The 20,814-nt window shown below is 54.5% G+C and carries 18 protein-coding genes, 2 pseudogenes and 1 riboswitch; of the genes and pseudogenes, 11 read left to right on the top strand and 9 right to left on the bottom strand.

All coding sequences use genetic code 11. The features are described 5' to 3' along the window. Positions 1-116 precede the first annotated feature (116 nt). The gene (locus ACT3T7_RS07145; RefSeq protein WP_087110764.1) at positions 117-1,055 is read right to left on the bottom strand and encodes a LysR family transcriptional regulator; all 939 of its coding nucleotides are present in this window, start codon (positions 1,053-1,055) and stop codon (positions 117-119) included. A 184-nt stretch (positions 1,056-1,239) separates the two neighbouring features. Here ACT3T7_RS07145 and ACT3T7_RS07140 point away from each other — a divergent pair, with 184 nt between their 5' ends. From ACT3T7_RS07140 to ACT3T7_RS07125, 4 genes and pseudogenes are all read left to right on the top strand, one after another. Continuing rightward, on the top strand, positions 1,240-2,583 hold the full coding sequence (locus ACT3T7_RS07140; protein ID WP_444630490.1) for an aspartate aminotransferase family protein: 1,344 nt from the start codon (positions 1,240-1,242) through the stop codon (positions 2,581-2,583). 49 nt (positions 2,584-2,632) lie between these two features. Next, on the top strand, positions 2,633-4,123 hold the full coding sequence (locus ACT3T7_RS07135; protein ID WP_444630488.1) for a CoA-acylating methylmalonate-semialdehyde dehydrogenase: 1,491 nt from the start codon (positions 2,633-2,635) through the stop codon (positions 4,121-4,123). A 77-nt stretch (positions 4,124-4,200) separates the two neighbouring features. Then, a pseudogene (locus tag ACT3T7_RS07130) lies at positions 4,201-4,628 on the top strand (alanine dehydrogenase); the annotation flags it as partial. Continuing rightward, complete coding sequence (locus ACT3T7_RS07125; RefSeq protein WP_444630487.1) at positions 4,606-4,842, top strand: Abi family protein; 237 nt, start codon at positions 4,606-4,608, stop codon at positions 4,840-4,842. The pseudogene ACT3T7_RS07130 and the gene ACT3T7_RS07125, both read left to right, overlap by 23 nt. Positions 4,843-5,208: 366 nt before the next feature. Here the strand turns inward: ACT3T7_RS07125 and ACT3T7_RS07120 are convergent, their stop codons facing one another. Further along, the gene (locus tag ACT3T7_RS07120; RefSeq protein WP_444630486.1) at positions 5,209-7,410 is read right to left on the bottom strand and encodes a TonB-dependent siderophore receptor; all 2,202 of its coding nucleotides are present in this window, start codon (positions 7,408-7,410) and stop codon (positions 5,209-5,211) included. Positions 7,411-7,621: 211 nt separating this feature from the next. Between ACT3T7_RS07120 and ACT3T7_RS07115 the strand changes: the two genes are divergently transcribed. Genes ACT3T7_RS07115 through ACT3T7_RS07105 form a run of 3 tightly spaced genes read left to right on the top strand, consistent with a single transcriptional unit; the run spans position 7,622 to position 9,931 of the window. Further along, positions 7,622-8,320 carry a response regulator gene (locus ACT3T7_RS07115; protein WP_444630485.1) on the top strand — a complete coding sequence of 233 codons (699 nt, stop codon included), beginning with the start codon at positions 7,622-7,624 and terminating at the stop codon, positions 8,318-8,320. Positions 8,321-8,324: 4 nt separating this feature from the next. Next, the gene (locus ACT3T7_RS07110) at positions 8,325-8,492 is read left to right on the top strand and encodes a winged helix-turn-helix domain-containing protein (RefSeq protein WP_444630561.1); all 168 of its coding nucleotides are present in this window, start codon (positions 8,325-8,327) and stop codon (positions 8,490-8,492) included. Continuing rightward, complete coding sequence (locus tag ACT3T7_RS07105; RefSeq protein WP_444630484.1) at positions 8,492-9,931, top strand: ATP-binding protein; 1,440 nt, start codon at positions 8,492-8,494, stop codon at positions 9,929-9,931. Before ACT3T7_RS07110 ends, ACT3T7_RS07105 begins: the two co-directional genes overlap by 1 nt. 56 nt (positions 9,932-9,987) lie before the next feature. Here ACT3T7_RS07105 and ACT3T7_RS07100 read toward each other — a convergent pair whose 3' ends face one another. From ACT3T7_RS07100 to ACT3T7_RS07085, 4 genes are all read right to left on the bottom strand, one after another. Then, on the bottom strand, positions 9,988-10,464 hold the full coding sequence (locus ACT3T7_RS07100; protein WP_444630483.1) for an NYN domain-containing protein: 477 nt from the start codon (positions 10,462-10,464) through the stop codon (positions 9,988-9,990). Positions 10,465-10,833: 369 nt separating this feature from the next. Further along, positions 10,834-12,783, bottom strand: coding sequence for a methyl-accepting chemotaxis protein (locus tag ACT3T7_RS07095; protein ID WP_444630482.1), 1,950 nt, complete (start codon positions 12,781-12,783; stop codon positions 10,834-10,836). 561 nt (positions 12,784-13,344) lie between these two features. After that, positions 13,345-13,779, bottom strand: a complete 435-nt coding sequence (locus ACT3T7_RS07090) for a pseudoazurin (protein ID WP_444630481.1) — start codon at positions 13,777-13,779, stop codon at positions 13,345-13,347. A 72-nt stretch (positions 13,780-13,851) separates the two neighbouring features. After that, positions 13,852-14,865 carry an ABC transporter substrate-binding protein gene (locus ACT3T7_RS07085; RefSeq protein ID WP_444630480.1) on the bottom strand — a complete coding sequence of 338 codons (1,014 nt, stop codon included), beginning with the start codon at positions 14,863-14,865 and terminating at the stop codon, positions 13,852-13,854. A 73-nt stretch (positions 14,866-14,938) separates the two neighbouring features. Further along, a riboswitch (cobalamin riboswitch) is annotated at positions 14,939-15,131 on the bottom strand. Between the two features lie 112 nt (positions 15,132-15,243). Between ACT3T7_RS07085 and ACT3T7_RS07080 the strand changes: the two genes are divergently transcribed. Beyond that, complete coding sequence (locus ACT3T7_RS07080; RefSeq protein ID WP_444630479.1) at positions 15,244-15,708, top strand: DUF2243 domain-containing protein; 465 nt, start codon at positions 15,244-15,246, stop codon at positions 15,706-15,708. A gap of 2 nt (positions 15,709-15,710) precedes the next feature. After that, positions 15,711-16,520 carry a cytochrome c oxidase assembly protein gene (locus tag ACT3T7_RS07075; protein WP_444630478.1) on the top strand — a complete coding sequence of 270 codons (810 nt, stop codon included), beginning with the start codon at positions 15,711-15,713 and terminating at the stop codon, positions 16,518-16,520. Between the two features lie 37 nt (positions 16,521-16,557). Here ACT3T7_RS07075 and ACT3T7_RS07070 read toward each other — a convergent pair. Next, positions 16,558-16,788: pseudogene (locus ACT3T7_RS07070) on the bottom strand (arginase family protein); the annotation flags it as partial. On the opposite strand from ACT3T7_RS07070, the gene ACT3T7_RS07065 reads away from it, so the two are divergent. Continuing rightward, positions 16,783-16,878, top strand: coding sequence for a LysR family transcriptional regulator (locus tag ACT3T7_RS07065; protein WP_444630560.1), 96 nt, complete (start codon positions 16,783-16,785; stop codon positions 16,876-16,878). The pseudogene ACT3T7_RS07070 and the gene ACT3T7_RS07065 sit on opposite strands and share 6 nt — an antisense overlap. A gap of 4 nt (positions 16,879-16,882) precedes the next feature. On the opposite strand, the gene ACT3T7_RS07060 is transcribed toward ACT3T7_RS07065, so the two are convergent. Next, the gene (locus ACT3T7_RS07060; protein ID WP_192528415.1) at positions 16,883-18,202 is read right to left on the bottom strand and encodes an NRAMP family divalent metal transporter; all 1,320 of its coding nucleotides are present in this window, start codon (positions 18,200-18,202) and stop codon (positions 16,883-16,885) included. 498 nt (positions 18,203-18,700) lie between these two features. On the opposite strand from ACT3T7_RS07060, the gene ACT3T7_RS07055 reads away from it, so the two are divergent. Then, the gene (locus tag ACT3T7_RS07055) at positions 18,701-19,351 is read left to right on the top strand and encodes a hypothetical protein (protein WP_444630477.1); all 651 of its coding nucleotides are present in this window, start codon (positions 18,701-18,703) and stop codon (positions 19,349-19,351) included. Between the two features lie 31 nt (positions 19,352-19,382). Here ACT3T7_RS07055 and ACT3T7_RS07050 read toward each other — a convergent pair whose 3' ends face one another. Beyond that, a complete protein-coding gene (locus ACT3T7_RS07050; RefSeq protein WP_444630476.1) occupies positions 19,383-20,804 on the bottom strand; it encodes an aminotransferase-like domain-containing protein in 1,422 nt (473 codons plus the stop codon). Positions 20,805-20,814 lie beyond the last annotated feature (10 nt).

Genomic DNA, 20,814 nt, shown 5'->3' with positions numbered 1-20,814 from the left:
GAAGTTCAGGCTAGGGTAAATAATTTTTATTTTAAATAAGTATTTGATTAATCTAACGTAAGGTTTTGTTTAACATAGTTGGTTTTTGGCACGTAATTACCCCGTCTCTATTATGCTTAAGTATTAGTGTTTGGAGAGGTGCTGATCAGTTTATTCAACTCATCAAAATATGTTTCCAAAACTAAATTAGAAAACCCTCCTTTACGGGTGATGGCGCTGTAACCTGTGAAGTAATGCCATTTATTGGGTGGCAGTGCTTTCATCTGCCCGTCGCGTACCCATCGCTCAGCATAATGAGTGGGTAGGTATCCGATATAGCTCCCAGACAGTATAAGAAAAGCAACGCCCTCGCGGTCGGTCGCTGACGCTGATGCTTTAAGCGGTTCATGCATTGCCTTTATTTCTGGTGTTTGGGCATAAGCGGGTACAACAGCGTCGTAATGTGGTAAGTCTTCTTCCGTAATATTGTTCGCGTGAAATAGTGGGTGTTCAGTCGAGCAGTAAAGTCTTGAGGTTTCTTCGTACAGTGTCAGGTAGTCAAGCCCTGGTAGAGTTTTGAGATTAGGAATAACGCCGGTATGTAAGCGTCCATCAAGAACGGCTAGCTCAATATCACTAGGCGGAATCATGCGAATGTTGATACGAACATCGGGGCCTTTCTCTTTGAGTGCATTAAGCGCATGAGTTATATGCATTTCGGGCATGGTTACTAGGTTATCGGTAATACCAATGTTGAGCTCACCTTTGAGCTGGGCATGCAAGCCGTTGACTTGAGTGCGAAATCCCTCAACTGCCGCTAAAAGCTGTAGAGACAATTGGTAAACTTCAGAGCCTTCATTCGTTAGGGCAAAGCCACTACGGCCACGTTGACAAAGGCGGAGGCCAAGTCGTGTTTCCAAGTCATTCATTGCCATGCTAATGGCAGCACGGCTAATGCTTAATTCGACTTCAGCCGCTGAGAAACCCCCGCATTCCACGACTTTTCGATAAATTCTGAGGAGCCGAAGGTCAGAGTCGCTTGGTTGCCCCATTGGCGCTACTTTCCGAAGTGCCATATTTTTCTTGCTCCTTACCTACACAGTGAGATTTATGTAACCCCCATCGTAGCGTCATCGTGCTTAAAAGTTAAGTAAGTAGTTATTTGAAATAAACTAGTTGTTTATTTAACTTATCAAAGAGGCGTTCTAGGCTGGTTTTCTAAACCCCATTAATGACAAGACTCTATAGAGGGTAATAGATATGTCAGCTCAAGAGTTTTCCCCTACTGCCGGGCTCAGCGTCGAGCAACTCGACGCATACTGGATGCCTTACACCGGCAACCGTCAGTTCAAACGCGACCCGCGTATCATCACCGGTGCCAAGGGCAGTTATCTCACCGATGCCCAGGGTCGCCAGGTTTTTGACGGCCTCTCCGGATTGTGGACGTGTGGCGCTGGGCACTCTCGCCCAGAAATCGCCGACGCGGTAAGCAAGCAGTTGCGCGAGCTGGACTATGCACCTGCTTTCCAGTTCGGGCATCCCAAGGCGTTTGAACTTGCTCATCGTCTGCGTGAGCTGACACCTAAAGGTCTGGATTACACCTTTTTCACCGGCTCGGGTTCCGAGAGCGCCGATACGTCCTTGAAGATTGCCCGCGCCTACTGGCGTAAGAAAGGACAACCCACCAAGACCAAGCTGATCGGGCGTGCCAAGGGCTATCACGGCGTCAATTTCGGTGGTTTCAGTGTGGGCGGTATTGGTGCCAATCGGGCGCTTTATGGGCAGGGCGTCGATGCTGACCACCTGCCCCACACCCTGATTGCTGAGAACGCCTTCACCCGTGGCATGCCCGATCGCGGTGCCGAGAAGGCCGACGAGCTGCTTGAGTTGATCGCGCTGCACGACGCTTCCAATATCGCCGCGGTGATCGTCGAGCCACTGGCCGGTTCCGCAGGGGTAATCCCGCCGCCGAAGGGGTACTTGCAGCGGCTGCGCGAGATCTGCGATCAACACGATATCCTGCTGATCTTCGACGAGGTAATCACCGCCTTTGGGCGCATGGGATCTATGACCGGTGCCGAGGAGTTCGGCGTCACTCCCGATATAATGAATTTCGCCAAGCAACTGACCAACGGTGCGGTCCCCATGGGCGGCGTGATCGTTCAGAGTGAGATTTATCACACCTTCATGGAGCAGGGTGGTGCCGACTACATGCTTGAGCTGCCCCATGGCTACACCTATTCCGGGCACCCGGTGGCCTGTGCCGCAGCCCTATCGGCTCTGGACGTGCTCGAGCAGGAATGCCTTATCGACCGCGTGCGCGAGATGAGCCCAGTCTTCGAAGAAGCGCTTCACGGGCTTAAGGGCACGCGTTATATCAGCGATATCCGTAACTATGGACTCGCTGGCGCCTTGCAGATCGAACCCTACCCTGGTGAGCCGGCCCGCCGACCCTACGAGATCGCTATGAAGTGCTGGGAAAAAGGCTTCTACGTGCGCTACGGCGGCGACACCATTCAGCTCGGCTTGCCCTTTATCGTCGAGCGTGAGGAGATCGACCGCGTCGTCAATGTGATAGGCGATGCCATCAGCGAACTGAACTGAAACTCTTACTTCTGCAGACTAAACCGACAGACCCAACAAGAGGCAACTCATGACAACACTCGGCCATCTGATCAACGGTGTGCGTGTCGACCGCGAAGAGCGTACCCAGGATATCTTCAACCCCTCCGTTGGCGAGGTTGCCGGCCAGGTGAGCCTGGCGAGCAAAGCTACCGTCGAGGAGGCCATTGCCGCTGCCGAGGCCGCCTATCCGGCCTGGCGTGACACCCCGGTCGCCAAGCGCGCCCGGATCATGTTCCGCTTCAAGCAACTGCTGGAAGAGCATGCCGACGAAATCGTCCGCCTGGTCGGCCAGGAGCACGGCAAGATAGTGCATGATGCGCGGGGCGAACTCGCCCGGGGTATCGAGAATGTGGAGTACGCCTGCTACGCCCCGGAGCTGCTCAAGGGCGAGCACAGCAAGAATACCGGCCCCAGCATCGACTCCTGGAGTGAGTTCCAGCCCTTGGGCGTGGTGGCTGGCATCACGCCGTTCAACTTCCCGGCGATGGTGCCGCTGTGGATGTATCCCATGGCCATCGCCTGCGGCAACACTTTTGTTCTCAAACCCTCCGAGCGAGACCCCAGCTCGGCACTTTACATTGCCGAGCTGGCCCAAGAGGCGGGGCTGCCCGCCGGCGTGATCAATGTGGTCAACGGTGACAAAGAAGCCGTCGACACTCTGCTCGACGACCCGCGCGTGCAGGCCGTCAGCTTCGTCGGCTCCACTCCGATCGCTGAATACATCTACTCCCGGGCAAGCGCTAGCGGCAAGCGTTGCCAGGCCTTGGGCGGCGCCAAGAACCACGCCATCGTCATGCCCGACGCCGACATGGACAACGTGGTCAACTCCTTGAACGGGGCGGCCTTCGGTTCGTCGGGCGAGCGCTGCATGGCGCTTTCCGTTGCGGTGGCCGTGGGCGACGAAGCCGCCGATACGCTGATCGCCAAGATGCAGGAGCAGATGAAGTCGCTCAAGGTCGGCCCCTTCTCCGACAAGAGCAACGATTTCGGCCCGGTGATCACTAAGGCGCACCAGGAGAAGGTCTGCGGCTATATCGACAGTGCCGAACAGCAGGGCGCCACCATCGTGGTCGATGGGCGCGGTGTTCAGGTACCGGGGCACGATAACGGCTTTTATGTGGGCGGCACCCTGATCGACCGGGTGACACCCGAGATGACCTGTTACCAAGAGGAGATATTCGGCCCGGTACTACTGGTGGTGCGCGTCGGCTCCATAGATGAGGCGATGAAACTGATCAACGATCACGAGTATGGTAACGGCACTTGCATCTATACCCGCGATGGGGAAGCGGCACGTTATTTCAGCGACCGTATCCAGGTTGGCATGGTGGGCATCAATGTGCCGCTGCCGGTGCCAGTCTCCTACCACAGCTTCGGCGGTTGGAAGCGCTCGCTGTTCGGCGACCTTTCCGCCTATGGCCCCGATGCGGTGCGTTTCTACACGCGGCGCAAGACGATCACCCAGCGCTGGCCGTCGGCCGGGGTACGCGAGGGCGCACAGTTCTCTTTCCCCTCCTGATCGAGCCGGGTCTACCAATATCAGCGCATGACCGGAGGGTCATGCGCTCGGCCTCCTAACAAAAAGAGATAACGATCATGCAGATTGCTATTTCCAAGGAAATCAAAACCACGAATATCGTGTCGGCTTGATCCTCACCGGCGCCCGCGAGCTGGTCAGCCGTGGTCACACCGTCACCGTGCAGGCCGGGGCAGGAGAGGGTGTTGGTTTCGCGGGTGCTACCTATGAAGCCGCAGGCGTCCGCACCGAGGTTGATGTGGCTAAGGTGTGGGGCAGTGCTGAGCTGATACTCAAGGTTAAGGAGCCGCAGTCCGAAGAAATCAAACGCCTCAAGGGGGGCCAAACGCTGTTCACTTACCTCCTCTTGGCCGCCGAGGAAGCCTTGACCCGGGGCCTTATCGAAAGTTGTGCCATCTGCATCGCCTACGAGACCATCACCGACCGTCAGGGCGGCCTACCTTTGTTGGCTCCGATGAGTACGGTTGCCGGACGCATGGCTGCGCAGCTTGAATTATTTACGCAATGTATGTGCTCATCATAGTCGGCTGTGGAATCGCAATATGACGGACCAGCCGCGTAAGCCCGCCCATGGTGAAGCCCCTCTATTTTCCCAAGGCTGGCAAAACTCCCATGTTCAGGCGCGCCCTTTCCTACTGTTCTGTATTGTTCGACGGTTAACCCGACGAGCACTTGGTGGGCCCGCTTATCAGAGTTGTTAAGCAGTTTCCCAGATTTGCGCGAAGCAGGGCTAAATCTAAAAGGCATGGGAATTATAGAAGGTTGGGAGCAGTGGGAATGGGAAGCAAGGCAATAAAAAAACCCTAAGCAATGCTACTGCGTGGCAGTCTCACCGATAGGGGCCGTGTTGAAGTAAATACTAGGTGCGTACCGGCTTCGATAAGCTGGTTGATCTACTGGCTGTGGATGCCAACGGCACGTTGAGCCAAAGTGGGAAGCATTTTAACCGATTAAAGGACGCATAAGCGGCGAATAAACGCCCAAGCGCCATGCCGAGGATTCCGGCATGGCGCTTGTTTTTGTGCTTAAAATTCAGCCCTTAAACCTTAGTCCTTAAAACCAGCCCCTTAAAACTCGGTCCTCAACGTAAGCGAGGCACTACGTGGGGCGCCGTAGATGGCACCGGCGTAGAAGCCGTAGCGGTTGTAGTAGCGTTGGTCGAACAGGTTATCGACGTTAAGCGTTACGCTGGTTTCATCGCTGATATCGTATTTTGCCATGGCGTTAACGGTGGCGTAGCCGGGCCAGTTGACGGCAGTGGAACCTGTGCTGACGCCGTTTGTAGGTTGGCCTGCCGGGCCTGATATGGCGTGGATGTTGCTTTGCGCGTACACACCGCCGCCGAAGGTCATGCGGTTCAAGAAACCGGACGGTTCATACGTAGTGGAAAGCTTGAACAGATGCGATGGGTCGCTGCGGCCATCCGAGTCCACACGGTGGAAGTGCAGGTAAGTGTAGCCACCGTAAACATTCCAGTTGGGCGTCAAAGCGCCGGCGATTTCCAGGTCGATGCCATCGGTTTCATTGCCTGTTCCTGCCTTGTAGGCCTGGTCGCCGGTGGGTGTAACATTGTCGCCGTCACGTACGGCCTTGTTGTCCTGGCGGGTGCGGAAGAAGGCGACGGAGGCATTTAGTCTGCCGTCAAACCATTCGCCTTTCACACCGGTTTCATAGCTGTCGCCCACGATGGGTTTAATCGTGGCGCCGCTGGTGGTTTCACGGGTTTGCGGCGTGAATGTGCTGGTGTAGCTTGCATATAACGAGTGATTGTCCGTGAGGTCATACACCACGCCTGCGTAGGGCGTTACCACGCCGTTGTCGTGCTGGCTGGAGTGTTCGCCCGAGGACGTTTCGCTTTCGGTTTTGTAGTAGCTGGTGCGAGCACCAAGAATAACCGACAGCGGTTCGGTGATACTTAGGCGCGTTGCGGCGTATAAGCCTCTCAGGCGTGTTTCGGTGAGGCTGCTGCGGCCAGTTTTTGAGGCCTCCATGGTAAAGTCGGCATCGACACCATGACGCCAGTCGGTGACCGGCAAGCCGTTGTTAGCTCGAAACAGGCAGTTGGAGGAGTGGATGGTGGTGGTGTTGCTCGACATGGTGCAGGTGTAGTCGGGAGAGCGTGCCCGCGTGCGGCTTTCGTTATAGCCGAGCATGACATCATGGCGGCGGCCGATAGCATCAAATGCACCGCTTAAGTCAAACTGGGCGGACCGCTGGCGCGTCTCGGTGCTGTCGTGCAGGCCATTCAATATGGCACCGCTGCCATCCTCTTCATCCCAATAGCCGATATAGGTGCCACCACTGCCGCGGTTGACCTTGGCCAGGCCACGGTGACCAACGGCATCTATGTCGCTTTGTGCGATGTTGATATCAAGCGACCAATCGTCGTTGAATGCGTGTTCCAGCGAGGCGAACAGGGTGTCGGTCTGGTACTCCCCATAGCTCCAGCCAGGTGCCAGGTTGTTGCTGCGCGGCAAGTCTGTCAGTTGGCCACTGGCGTACCAGATGGGAATATTGGCACCCCAGCCCGCGCCGTAGGTTTTGTTGTATTCGTACTGGTAACCCACGCCCAGAGTGGTGGCGTCGGAGACATCAAACTCGAAAGTGGCAAGCGCAGCCCGGTCTCGGCTGGATTCATGGTCGCGGAAGCCATCGCCTTCTTGCTGGGTGACCACGAAGCGCGAGCGAATGCGGCCATCCTCGGTAAGCGGCACGTTCACGTCGACTCCAGCGCGGCCAGTATCCCAACTGCCATAAGTGGCGTAGGCGCTGCCGCCGAAGGTTTTCTCGGGGCGCTTGCGAATCAGATCAACCGTTGCCGAAGGGTCCCCCGTTCCGCCCAGCAAGCCATTGGCGCCACGCACGATATCAATGTGCTCGTACAGATCCATGTTAAGGGCGTTACCGCCGTTACTAAAATCCGAGCCTCCCGGGAACGCCAAGCCGTTAACTTTCCAGTTGCTGACACTGTAGCCACGCGCCCGGAACGCCGTACGGCCACCCACTTCCGACTTGCTGGAGCTGATGCCGGGCGTAAGCGCTAACGCCTGCTCGATATTCACAATCTGCTGATCATCCAATTGCTGACGCGTGATGCTGGTCACCGACTGCGGCGTTTCACGTGGCGAGAGATCAAGGCCGGTGGAGCTAGTGGTTTCAGGAACCGTATAGCTACGGGCAGGGTCGCCTTGATAATTTGCCTCGACCCTCATGGTATCCATCTGTACCTCGGATACACGTTGAGGCTCTTCCGTCGCGGTCTGAGCCATCACCGACGTGCTTAGAAGACAGCCACAGGTGGCGACAATAGCCCTTGCGAGGGGCGTTTTTGACCCTTCGTAGGCGTTCCTGAGGGGCTGCGAGACGCGATACATCATGAGAATCCCTATAAAATAATAATGATTGGCATTTACGGTTGTTAGGGGCACGATTATATTGACGACTCTGGCTAAGAAACTTTTGCTCTATGGGGCATATGTAATGAATTGTAGGGATGATGTGGCGCCATTGACGTTAACCGACGAACCACACGATGAAGGCGCTCTTGTGCTTGTGGTGGATGATGACGAGGAGATCCGCGAGCTGATTTGTGGCTACCTGAGCGAGATGGGGTGTCGCACCCGTGGCGCTGCCAGCGGCCGTGAAATGTGGCGCCAGTTGGATGACCGCGTCGACGTGGTCATTCTCGATCTTATGTTGCCTGGCGAGGACGGATTGAGCCTTTGCCGGGCCTTACGGCACCAAAGCAGCCTGCCGGTGATTATGATCAGCGCGCGTGGTGCTTCCGCGGAGCGCATCATCGGCCTTGAGATTGGCGCGGACGATTATCTGTGCAAGCCTTTTGATCCTCGCGAATTGCTGGCGCGTATCCGCGCTGTTATGCGCCGAGAGCAGAAAAGCCGAGAAAAGCCGGATATCGAAAATCAGAGCCTTGAAAACCAGAACTTTGAAAGACAGCATCTTGAAAAACAGAGCCCTGAGAGGCAGAGCAAGGCACCACCACCGGCCGCCGAGGCGACCGAGCACTGTTTTGCCGGTTGGCGGCTGGACTTACACGTACGCCGGTTGCACTCACCCAGCGGCCATGTTTTTGATCTCACGCGCTCCGATTTCAGAGTGCTAAAAGCGCTGAGTGCCGCTCCCAACCGAATTGTGAGCCGTGATGAGCTGAGCCGCTGAGCCGCTGAGCCGCTGTGCGTTTGGGCGGGAGTATTATGTCAATGACCGCTCCATTGATGTCTGCATTAGCCGTTTACGCCATTACCTTGAGGATAATGCTCGTCGCCCTCGGTTTATTCGTACAGTACGTAATGAAGGGTATTTGCTCGAACTGCCCGCTACGCCTAACTGATGCGCTGGTTAGGATGGCATCGGCGATTATGGCCGGTCGTATGGCCAGGCTCGCTATTTGGTCAGTTGAGCGTGATAGTGGTGGTCGGTGGTTTGGCCATCCAACTGCTGTTTAGCAGCATCTGGTACGACGTGCGCTACAGCCAAGTGCTGGAAGTGCCTGCCCGGTTGGTAACCTTTCGTACCGTCGACACCCTGCGTAAGCTCGCTAATGGCGACGCGATCACATCGCTTTCGTCCGCGACCTTCCATCCCGAACTTCTCTTGTCGCCGCTTCCTGCACCGCCACAGCTGGACGATGCCCAACAAAATGTAGAGCGCATGCTGCAGGAGGCGTTACATCATGAGATGGGGGAGGCTGTAGAACTGTCCTTGCTCGATGTGACGATCCAGGACGAGAACGGTCATGCCAGAACATGGGCGGGCCTGTTCGGGTTGTCTCATGTGGTGGGCCATTTTGATTTCCAGCTTCGCCTGGCTTCTGGGCAATGGCTGCATGTGAAAGCGGTTCAAGAACAGGGCTGGAGCACGCAGCCGGCCTGGCGCGTGCTGGGCGACTATGCCCTGCGCGTTTATCTGCTCCGTGCACTGGCCCTGTTGGTGGTGGCGCTTATCGTTGTACGTATTAGTACCCGCCCACTAAGGCACCTGGTTCGCGCCGCTTCGGCATTGGGGAAGAACATTGAGCAGCCGCCGTTGCCGATCGAAGGGCCGAAGGAAATGCGCCAAGCCGCCGAGACCTTCAACGCCATGCAGCAACAGTTGATGGATCTTATGGGCGAAAGAACACAACTGCTGGCCGCGGTTTCTCATGATTTACGCACTCCGCTCACCCGTATGCGCCTGCGCGTGGTCGGTATTAAAGAGACACACATCCGGGAAAAGCTGATTAACAACATCGACCAGATGGAGGAGCTGATTCGCTCTCTTCTGGACTCCATCAGCGAAGGCGCGAAACCGGAGGGCTACGCCACGTTCGATCTGGCAGGTTTGATTGATGAGGTGGTGGACGAGTTCGTTGATACGGGCAGTGATATCCGCTGGGCAGGCGCCTCAGCGGTCATTATTTCTGGCCACGCCGCGAGTATTCGGCGGGTGCTGCACAACCTGCTTGAGAATGCGCTGCACTATGCGGGAAACGCCCAACTGACGCTACGGCTGACAGGGCGCTGGGTAGACGTAGAGATTCAGGATGATGGCCCGGGCATTCATGATGAAGAGCTACCCACCGTGATGCAGCCTTTTGTACAGAGCGATACCCCAACATCCTCCTTCTCAACCTCCAACGCGCTCGGCTACGGTTTAGGGCTTAGTATTGTGCGCAGTATCGTCATGGCGCATCGCGGCAGGCTGGCACTCGAAAACCGAGCCGGTGGCGGGCTACGTGTTGTAATGGCGCTACCCGCCTGTGCTGACACGTCAAGGGAAAGCGCCTCTTGATGCGTGTGGCTTCGGCGCGGGGATAGGGCTTGAGATGAGCGGGGCCAGCGTAAGAATTAGCGCAGCAGCAGGTCTTCCTTAATGGGAATAAACGCGCTCGCTTCGTTCATTAGTGACGCAGCGGTGAGCTGGGGAACGCCATACACCTCTACTTTTTTCCCATACTTGATGCGAATTTTATTCACCAGCAAGTCAAAATCGCCATCACCCGTTACCAGTACGATAACGTCGGCGTGCTCTGCGTACTCGATGGCATCCAGCGCAATACCCACATCCCAATCGCCCTTGGCAGAACCGTCGGCGCGTTGAATAAAGGGCTTTAGCTTCACCTCAAAACCAATGGCTCTGAGTATATTTTGAAACTCGCGCTGTTTCTTATCGCCTTTATCAATGGCATAGCAAAATGCACCTACCACCTCTCTATTCGCAGTGGCTTGTGCCCAAAACTGGTTGTAATCAAAGTTTCTCCGATATGCATCCCGCGTGGTGTAGTAGACGTTTTGTGTATCAATAAAGATGGCGACGTTGGTCATAAGTATGGCTCGTTGCGAACTATCCCATCATGCGGGCATGTTGGTCCCATAGCATCCAGATCGTACCGGCCACGATGATAAGCACGATCAGTGTGGTGAAGAGGATACGCTTTAGAGCGTCCCGGTGCGATTTAGCCTAGCCAATATGTAGGAAAAAAGCGCAGATGAACAATGAAGTGCACCAGTGCGAGCGCACCGAATACCATGAGGGCAGGCATGCCTGTTAGCAGGCTCAGGGAGATATTTGCACATGACTCACTCTGAGCTGATCTTGCAGGCAAATGAGCGCTGGATAGGCCATTCATGATGGGCAAGTCATTCATGAAACGCCCCGCCATGTTTCGTCGGCGGGTGTTTCATGAAAGGGTCTCAGTAGCTGTGATGCGCCAATGCGAATGTATTACTTTCCTCGGTGACCTTAAAGCGACCTACCATGCTGGCCATGTCGCCTGCTTGGTCATCCAGTGAGCGGCTCGCTGTGGCGACCTGCTCGACCAGCGCAGCATTCTGCTGAGTGACTTCTTCCAACTGGGTTAACGCCTGATTAATTTGCTCAATGCCTGATGACTGTTCGGTGGTTGCTGCGGATATTTCTGACACCAAAGCAGCCGTATGCTGAGCACGTTCTGCAATGTTTTTTAGCGTATCGCTTGTTGAGGTAACAAGCTCTTCCCCGTCTTCTATGCTTTTAACGTTATTGTCGATCAGCTTTCGAATCTGCTTGGCTTCTTCTGCACTTCGGCTTGCCAAGTTACGTACCTCTGAGGCTACCACTGCAAATCCACGCCCTTGCTCCCCGGCTCTTGCGGCTTCTACGGAGGCATTCAAGGCAAGGATATTGGTCTGGAAAGCGATGTTATCGATGGCTTCCACTATCGCAGTGACTTGCTGATTGGCTTCATGGATCTGCTCCATCGCCATACGCGCCCGTTCGGCTATATCGTTAGCGGAATTTGCCTGGCTTGCCATGTCCTGTGTAGAACGACGTGCTTCCTGAGCCGTATCTGCACTTTGCTTCACGGTGGCCGTAATTTGCTCCATGCTGGATGCCGTTTCCACAAGCGACGCAGATTGCTCTTCGGTGCGCTGGGCAAGGTCTGCATTCCCCTTGGCAATCTCCTTGCTGGCAACTTCGACAGACTGAGCACCCTGCTTGATGCTGGCCACCAGCTCTTCCGTTTTAGCCGTTGATTCGTTGAACGCCAGATAAAGCTGTGACAACTCATCGCTTCCTGGAATCGCCAAGCGCTGAGTCAGGTCCCCTCCACGTGCCTGGATGTTTTCAAGCGCTATTTTTAGCGGGCGTACAATACTGCGGACAATGAGCACAGAAAGCAGAACCGCTAACAGAGCCGCCGCTAAGGAGCACGCCAGATAATACGCCAGCTCGCTGACTGCGTTGTCACGCAAGCTCTGGGCTGTTTCAAGCAGAAGATCGGCCGCTTCTCGTCCTACTTCCGCCTGGCTGTCAATCAGCATGGTTTGTTGGTCAAACCACTGCTGGTGATTGGTATTGAAATCTCCAGCCGTGCCTTGCTCCACCGCGGTACGTCGCATGTCAGCAAGCGTTTTAGCAAGATCACTTTCCAGTATAGCTGCCAGCTCGCTCTGCAGGCTGGCATTGGAAAGCTGATTAAACGTTTTAAGGTATGCTTCTGATCGGCCTGTGATCGACAGCAGATTGGCGAATGCGTTAGAAGACATGGCGTCTGCACTAAAAGCGGTTGTTAACATGGCCCGCTCAATACCCGCTAGTTCTTTTATGTTTAACAAATTGTAATAAGCGTTGAGCTGTCGAACAATTTCTCCGCGCTCAACGCTAAAGGTAAGTTGGCTGACAATGTTGATTAAAAAATCATTAATGTCCGTATAATAACGGTTGGATTGCTCGCCTGGTATTTCCAGCCTGTCGGCGCGCAAACGGAGTGTGTTTATCTCATGCAAAATTTGTTTAGCTTGAACTACCTGCTCTTGAACGCTTGTGTCATCTTCAGAAAAGGTAAGGTTTTCGGTATAAAGATTGAACTTCTCAATCTGCTCGTCGGTCACCTTGCGCTGGCTAGGCAGCTCAGTGCGAAAGTTTTGCCCGCGGCTACCTAAAAAGGCGGCTGTCATGCCACGCTCGCGCTGAAGTTCATGAATCAGGTCACCGGCATACTGGCTCAGTACCGTCATCTCCTGAAGATGATTCATTTCAGACACAATCGCTTTACGTTCTAAAATACCTGACACTGCTAGCCAGGTCATGGCTAGCAATGGCAAGGCGAGAACCAGCATAAACTTACGGCCTATAGTAATACGGTGTAATACCTGCAGCATTATGTTTTCTCACATGAAAAGGATAATTTATGACAACGACGTTGAAAAGCTGACCATAAACTGCGCATGTGACTGTGCATTAATGGCTTGCTTACTTTTATCGGCAATGAGCGTTATAGCTGAAGCCATGAGGGGAGAAGATGATTCCAGGTTTGATCTAAGTCAAATTTAATAAAAAAATCAGACTTGTCTATCTTGACGGTAAGTTTTTATGACTTTTTTAAGCCTATAGTTGATGTGTTTAAAGTGGTTTTGATTTTTTCTTATAAGTTGTTTTTTAATGGTAGCGGCGCAGTTAGATAGCAAAATGTCGCAAAGGCGATGATGGGAAGGTGTGTGATCTAGATGGCATGCTGGTGGTGTTAAAGTCGTATGTTTAATGTCTGCTCACTGAGTTGTCTGAGAGGGTAGAGAGCAAAGAAGATCAACATTACATGTTAGATAGTTCTCCCAGAGCGCTTTTTCATATCAAAAGTGACTAGGCTCACGAGGTATCACTAAATGCTGATCTTTAAAGGCGGTTTGATGTGACAAACCGCCCGAATAGATAAAGTAATATAGTTAATTGTTTGCCTGCCGTGACAGGATTTCAACAAAACGCTGGCGTGCCGGTGCAGGCAGGTTGTCGGGCAGATCCTCTTCCGTTGCGGTGGTGTCGCCGACCTGAATTAGCATCACCATGCCCATGGTGTAATGCGGCGAGCACTTAATGCCCCAAATGCCCTCGGCATTCAGTGTTACCTCAATCTCTTCGTTAATATTGCCTACGAATGCCTCGCCGCCTTCGGGGATCATGCCGTCAATAGTGGCCGCATTATGCCCGGGCGCGGTGGCTAGAAATTTCACCGTATCGCCAGGTTGAACAACAAGATAGTCCGGTGCGAAAGGCATTGACCCGGTATCGTTGCGGTTCAGCATCTCAACAGTATGTGTGTCGGCCAGAGCCGCCAACGGTAGCAGGCCAAGCAGAACAACAAATCGTTGCATCATTTTCATAGTGAGTAAGCTCGTGCATTAATGAGTAAGAAGCGCGCCCTTGGGGCACGCTCAATGTGGCGGCGCAATGCCTCACGGTGATAGGTCAAATTCCGCTAACTGGTTGGCGAGTGCTTCCAGCGCAAAGATCGCTCGAACCGAGGGGTCCATCGCATGGGCATCGATCTCAATAATGCGGCCTTGTTGCACGGCTTCGGTCATGCTGGTGACAGGGTCTGACGCAAGATACGCCCGCTTGGCGGCAATGTCGTCGGCTGGGAACCGACGGCGATCCATTCTGGCGGCAGCAATAAACGTGGGATCGCTTCTAACAATGGTTTCCCAACCGACGGTGGGCCACTCCTCTTCTGACGTCACGACGTTAGCGATGCCCAGCTTCGACATCATCCAACCGGGCACGCTATTAACACCTGCCACGTAAGGATCGATTCCCAAGTCGGCGGAGGAGTACCAAAACACGCCAGTAGTATCGTCCGGTAAATCAAGGGCCGCTGCCTTTTCGATGGCGGCAGCTTCACGCGTCTTCAGTTCGGTAATCAGCTTGTCACCGCGCTCGGCAACATCAAACATCTGCGCAAGCGTCGCGATGCTGCTGTAAAGCAGTTCGGTATCAAACAGCGTTGTACGGGCGCCGTCCATGCTCTGGTGGTTGCTTTTGCCAATACACTCCGTGGGCATGGTCCAGCTGGGAATGCCCACATCGGCAAACATCTCGGGGGTACCGACCACGCCTGCCGGCCCAATCATCCACTCATAGGCGGATATCACCAGGTCAGGCTTGGTAGCCACCACGCTTTCGTAGCTTGGTGCATCATCCGCCAATCGTTCGACATTAGCGTCAATGTCAGCAAACTCCTCCAATACCGGGTTAATCCAGAGTGCGGTGCCAGCAACCGTATCTTCAAGGCCCAGCATGTAAAGGATCTCGGTGGGCGCTTGGCCGATACTCACTACCCGCTCAGGGGGCGCTTCTAGTGTGATCTCGTGCCCGCAGCTTTCAAGCGTCAAGGGGTAGTCGGTGGCGGCATAGGCGGTTTGCCCCAGCCAAAGGCTGGCGACAGCCGCCGTGGTCAATCTCAACATCATGTACACTCCCGTGCATGATGAGCAGGCCGCTGGCGTGTAGCTGGCTAAGTAGCCAGCCGAGCCGACCCGCTCGATGAAGGTTAGGGTGTCGGCAGGTCTCCTGACTGACGGGTCGTCGCTAGCTCACCTTCCCAGACATGGCGTCCAGTGGCATTGTCGAGCATCGCTCGCCGCCTACAGTTGCGGGGGCAGTTCCGTTTCGCGGCCGGGCCACGGCGGATTCTCTATTAGGTTCTCGAAAGAACACCGACGTGGTTATTCTAGGGGGTAACGGTGAGGCTTAACATGGTTAAAATTAGCCTGGGATCACCGCTTTCTGGTTGCGATAAGCGCGTGGCGTACCTAACTTGAGGGGAAACTTCCAGGAGCAAGGATGCCATGGCTAGCTACCCCGCCTCATCAGTATTTGATACCCAACGTTCGCTGTGGGCAGCCATTCTGATGGGAATTGGTGCCATGGCCGCTGTCGATGAAATCGTCTTCCACCAACTGCTTCAATGGCACCATTTTTTCGATTTCTCCACACCTGCGTTTGGGATTTTCTCGGACGGTTTACTGCATGCCTTTGAACTCCTTGCCATCGTGGTTGGGGTGTTTATGCTGCTTGATCTTTCCCAGCGCAAACGGTTGTCGATCCCATGGGCTCAAGCGGGCTTCTTTCTGGGGATGGGCGGGTTTCAGCTTTTCGATGGTGTTATTAACCACAAGATTTTACGCCTGCACCAGATTCGCTATGGGGTTGATCCGCTGATGTATGACGTGGTGTGGAATGGCACGGCGGTAGGGTTATTGGTGGTAGGCGTCTGGTTGCTTTTTCGCGCCAAGCGTTTGGCGCGTCGTTAAGCATGCAGGCTCACGATCACGCCGCTCATGGATCGATGCTTGATTGGTTGCCCGTGGCACTGATCGTTCTACTTACGCTGGCGTATCTTCTGGCCGCTTATGCCCAGCGGCAACAAACAGCCGGATGGAGCGTTTGGCGAAGTATCTTCTTTACCTTGGGTAGTCTGCTGATAGCTATCGCCGTGGCGCCCCCTTTGATGGCTTGGGCGCACCATGATCTAGTGGGCCACATGGTTTTGCATTTGTTAATCGGTATGTTTGCGCCGCTCGCTTGGGTACTGGCCGCCCCGGTTACGTTACTGCTACGCACTTTGCCTCAGGCGGGCGGAAGACGAGTCGTCGCCTTGCTACACAGCCGGTTTGTGCGCTTTGTTTCACACCCGGTTAGCGCACTTGTGCTCAATATCGGCGGTATGTACGTGCTCTATTTAACACCGCTTTATGCGCTATCTCTCCATCACCCGATAGTGCATGTTGTCATACACCTGCACTTTCTTTTGGCCGGTTACCTGTTCTGCTGGGCGATTCTGGCCGAGCCCGATGTGTCGCCCCATCGGCTGAGCCTGCGTTTTCGGATGGGCGTGCTGTTTGCGTCTATTGCCACTCATAGCCTGTTGGGCAAGCTGATGTACGGCTACGGTTGGCCTCGTGGTACTGGCCATTCGCTTGAGGAAGTACAGGCCGCCGCCCAATGGATGTATTACGGCGGCGACCTGGCGGAAGTGCTGCTGGCCGTGGTGTTGTTAACGCTTTGGTTGCGCACGCCCGTTGAGCGGCGTGAGGGTTTATTTAAAAAGACGAACGCCGCATAAGCCGCGTTCGATTAGTATTTAGGTAGGTGTCATGATGTTAAGTACGCTTGGACGCCGCTAGGACATACAAAAACTCAAGCCCTAGAGTAGCCGTGGCAAGCGAGGTAATGTCGCCGTGACCGTAAGCCGGGTTGACCTCTACGACATCCATGCCCACTAAATTCATACCCACCAGGCCGCGAATAACTTTTAGCAGTAAGTCGGTCGACATACCGCCACATACCGGTGTGCCGGTGCCCGGTGCAAATGCAGGGTCGAACTCATCAATACCTGCGCGGCCGAAAAACTGCACTTAAGCCAGTCAGCGCTCAGCCATGCACTAAAGCGGCTTCGCGAGGCGCTGACTAGCGAGTACTGACTAGTTAGTGAATAAAGCGAACGTAAATATAGCCCAGCGACAGAAGCGCCAGGGTAGCGATTGCTAGCCAGCTCCAGGCATTAATCAGGCGTGAAGGGCGCTGGGACACCGGCACGGTTGAGCCGTTTGCCGTCAGGTGGTTGAGGGTAGCCAGCACCGGGCTTATCAAAAATGCCACGACCATGACAAAGTCCATAAACAGCCGGAAGCTGCCCATCAAGGTATACAGAATCACCACGGCCAGTAGTGATAAGCCCACCATGCATACAAAAAATGCGCGGCTGCCCTCAATCGTACGGCTCTCTTCCGTGGCGCCTTCCGGGCGTGTAAACGTATAGTAAGAGGCCGTGATCATGCGTGGAAAGCCATCCAGCACGGTCAGCAGTGTGGTGAGCATGACGGTAAACGCGGAAATACCCACGACCACGCCGCTCCACTCGCCCAAGGTGTTGGTATAAAGGCCAATCACTTGGCTCGCAAAAGCGACGGCACCATCGGCGGGCGTTATTGCCTGGCTGTGCATCACGCCAGCGCCCATTACGACAAAACAGGCCGCCAGGACGGCCGCGCCGATATAGCCGATATTGAAGTCGATTTTTTCGGCGGCAGTGCCGCTGCGCACGCCCTGATTTTTATTACGCGCCTCTGACCACAGTGAGTTCATCACCGCGAGCGTAATGTCAGACGGCATCAAGCCAAGCACCGCTACCAGGGTAATAAAGGTGGCTGTACTAAAAAGCGGAGAGACGGCTGTCGCGGGGTAGAAGGTCCAGTCGACTAGGGGCACGGCCACCAGGGCGGCCAACAGGGTGGTGACGCTTAAGATGACAATAAAGACTTTATTGACCCAATCAAGTAGCTTGTAACCGCCTGCAAATGTCAGCACGCAGCACAGGGCAATCAGTATCACGGCGATGGCTGGCGGGCTTAACGTCATGGGCACGATACTGCCGGCAAGACCTGCCGTGGTAATCGCAATGGCGGCAATAATAATCGCCGAGACTGGTATTTGGACCAGCGCAAACAGCGCCACCACGGATTTACCAAAGGTCTGGCGGTAGCCTTCAACCAGCGACTTGCCTGTGACGCTGACATAAAATGGCCCGAAGAAAAAAGACGGATACTTAAGCAGTATGGCAAGTAAAATAAAGACCAGTAAGCCGATGCCATACTCCGCCCCAGCACGCGTTGATTGAACAACGTGAGACGTGCCAATGGCTGCCCCCGCAAATAAAAAACCGGGACCAAGCGCGGCCAGGTATTTGGCATACATGGACGTGACCGGAGGAGAAGCCGTCAGCGTGCTGGATTCTTGAGGGGGCATGGTGGGCTCCTTGTGAGCGAGATTTTATTGAAATTTCATTATTGTTTTAAGCGATTCTGATCGCGGGCCGCTATGTTAGCTCAGTCTTTGATGGCTTTCATGCGCTATGCGCTGTATGACGCTACTCACGTATAGCAAAATCATTAAGGTTAGCTAAATGGCGAAGGCGTCACGCTAGCCGGGTTTGCTTGCGCTGGGTCAGCCTTTAAGCTGATATGTATTTATCGTAACGTTCTGAGTCTGTACTGAAACGGCAGTGCAAGGCAGAATTCAAAAACGCACAGATGGCGAGCAGGACATTCGTTAACTAGGCGTCAGGCTGTTAGGCTTTGTACGAAAACTGCTTGCGCTCGACCATACGGCGTTAAAAACCAGCTCAAAATACTCATTTACCCATGTAAACTCCGTTTTTTCGCTGATTTTTGCCTTGCCTGATCTTCGCTCAGCGACTTTTCGTGCAAACCCTAGGGTAATAAAACGTTTAAGAGGCGCGCTACTATGCTGACTGTTTTCATTTATTTTATGATTTTTATAGGTGTCACGGCCGCTTTATACCAGGTGTATGAGGTTAACTATAATATTAATTTTGCCAATGACTTGAAGCTTTCAAGCGGCGATAAAGTGCGCTTAAGCGAGCTTTCGCATAAAGCATTGTTGGCGAAACAAGCAGGCGGGTCAGCCGACTTTGACCAAGAGGTCGCTCAAACATTTGGACCTCAGATGGATCATCACATGGCGCTCCTGGCGTTTACTGAGGAAAAAGCGGGCACCTATGCCATTCCGCTTCTGCGTCGCAGGGGGCAGCTTGATGTCAGCGGCGAGTTACGCGTGCGGCATTTGTCATTCTGTAAAACCCGGCTGCCCACATGGGATGCCCGCGTACTGATGATTTCACTGGTGATTGTGAACAGCATGCTGGCGCAGTTCCTGGGGGGAATGAGCATCTATACGCTGTTATACCCCGTTTCATCGGCCGCCTTTACCTGGTTGAATGAGCCCATGGTGCTGATGCTATTAACCTTCGTGCTGATCGCCATCTCTCACGGCATTTCCCGGCTTGATATGTATCTGCACGACCTGTATCAAATTGGAAAGCTTGCTCGGTTAACGTCAACAAACCACCAGCAGCTGCATAGCCAGAAAGCGTAAATCGCTAAAATGGGCGCCTGAAACGTAGCGCCTAGCAGGAGGCCAGCATTTCTCGTAGCTGTTCGCCCAAAAATGCCATGGCCTCTTCGCTGCGCGGTGTCCACGGGTGGCCATAGCTTAAGCGGGCGCAGTTCTGATACCCCTGCGTGGCAGAGAAAATAGGCCCAGGTGCAATACTGATCCCGTTTGCCAGGGCTATTTGAAACAGGCGCAGTGAGTCCACCGGCTTGGGAAATTCAAACCACAGAAAGTATCCGCCCGCAGGACGTGTTGCGCGGGTATCCGCAGGAAAGTAGCGTGCCGCCGCCGAGAGCATACGGGCTTGCTGAAATTCCAGCGCTAGGCGCAGCTTGCGCAAATGGCGGTCGTAGCCGCCGTGCTGAAGGTAATCTGCAATGGCTACCTGAGCGGGCACCGAGGGTGAAATTGTCGTCATCAGTTTCAGCCGGGAAATGCTTTCGGCGTAGCGCCCTCCGGCTACCCAGCCGACCCGATAGCCGGGCGCCAGGCATTTTGAAAACGACCCACAGTGAATCACCAGCCCTTCATCATCAAAGTGTTTAACCGGCACGGGGGGCTTGGCGCCAAAATAGAGCTCGGCATACACATCATCTTCGATCAGCGGTACCTGATGCTGCTTCAACAGCCCATACAGCGCCTGCTTTTTGGCCGTACTCAAGCTCGCCCCAAGCGGGTTTTGCAAATGGCTCATCAGCCAGCAGGCTTTAATAGGGTACTTGGCAAGGCTGTCTGCCAGCTTGTCCAGGTCGATTCCTTCCCGTGGATGAACAGGAATCTCGACTGCCCTTAACTTCAAGCGCTCCAATACCTGAAGGCTTGCGTAAAAGGCCGGGGACTCGATGGCGACAAGGTCACCAGGTTCGGTCACGCACTGAAACCCCAGGTTGAGGGCTTCCATGGCGCCATTGGTAATCACCAATTCCTGAGGCGGTAGGTGTACGCCTGCCAGCCGATAACGCAGGGCGATCTGGCGGCGCAGTGCCGTATCGCCTGCGGTCATATCGGTGATGATGGCATTGGGAGAAAGCTCGCGCAGCCCTTTGGCCATGCTGCGCGCCAGGCGGGGAAGCGGAAACAGCTCAGGGCTTGGAAAGGCCGAGCCAAAAGGCACCGTATCGACATTTTGAAGCGACCCCAGCACTGAAAAAACCAGTTCACTTACCGCAATGTCGGCCGTTTCAGGGTGGCCTTGGGTCATTTCGGGCTCGTTGAGAAACTGCTGCGCCTGTTCGCGGACAAAGTAGCCCGAGCGTGGCCGCGACACGATTAGCCCCTGCTTCTCCATCAGGTAGTAGGCTTGAAACACTGTCGATGGGCTGATGGCGTAGTGGCGGCTGGCCTGGCGAACTGAGGGCACACGTTCCCCCGGCGCTAGCACACCACTGCGGATCAGTTCGGATATTTCTTCGGCAAAGCGTTCGTAGCGTTTCATGTTCTTCCGC

It is taken from the genome of Halomonas sp. 111 (assembly GCF_052379685.1).
GTDB lineage: Bacteria > Pseudomonadota > Gammaproteobacteria > Pseudomonadales > Halomonadaceae > Vreelandella > Vreelandella citrativorans.
Note: the sequence above shows the minus strand (reverse complement) of the source record. Positions and strands in the feature narration are given on the sequence as shown.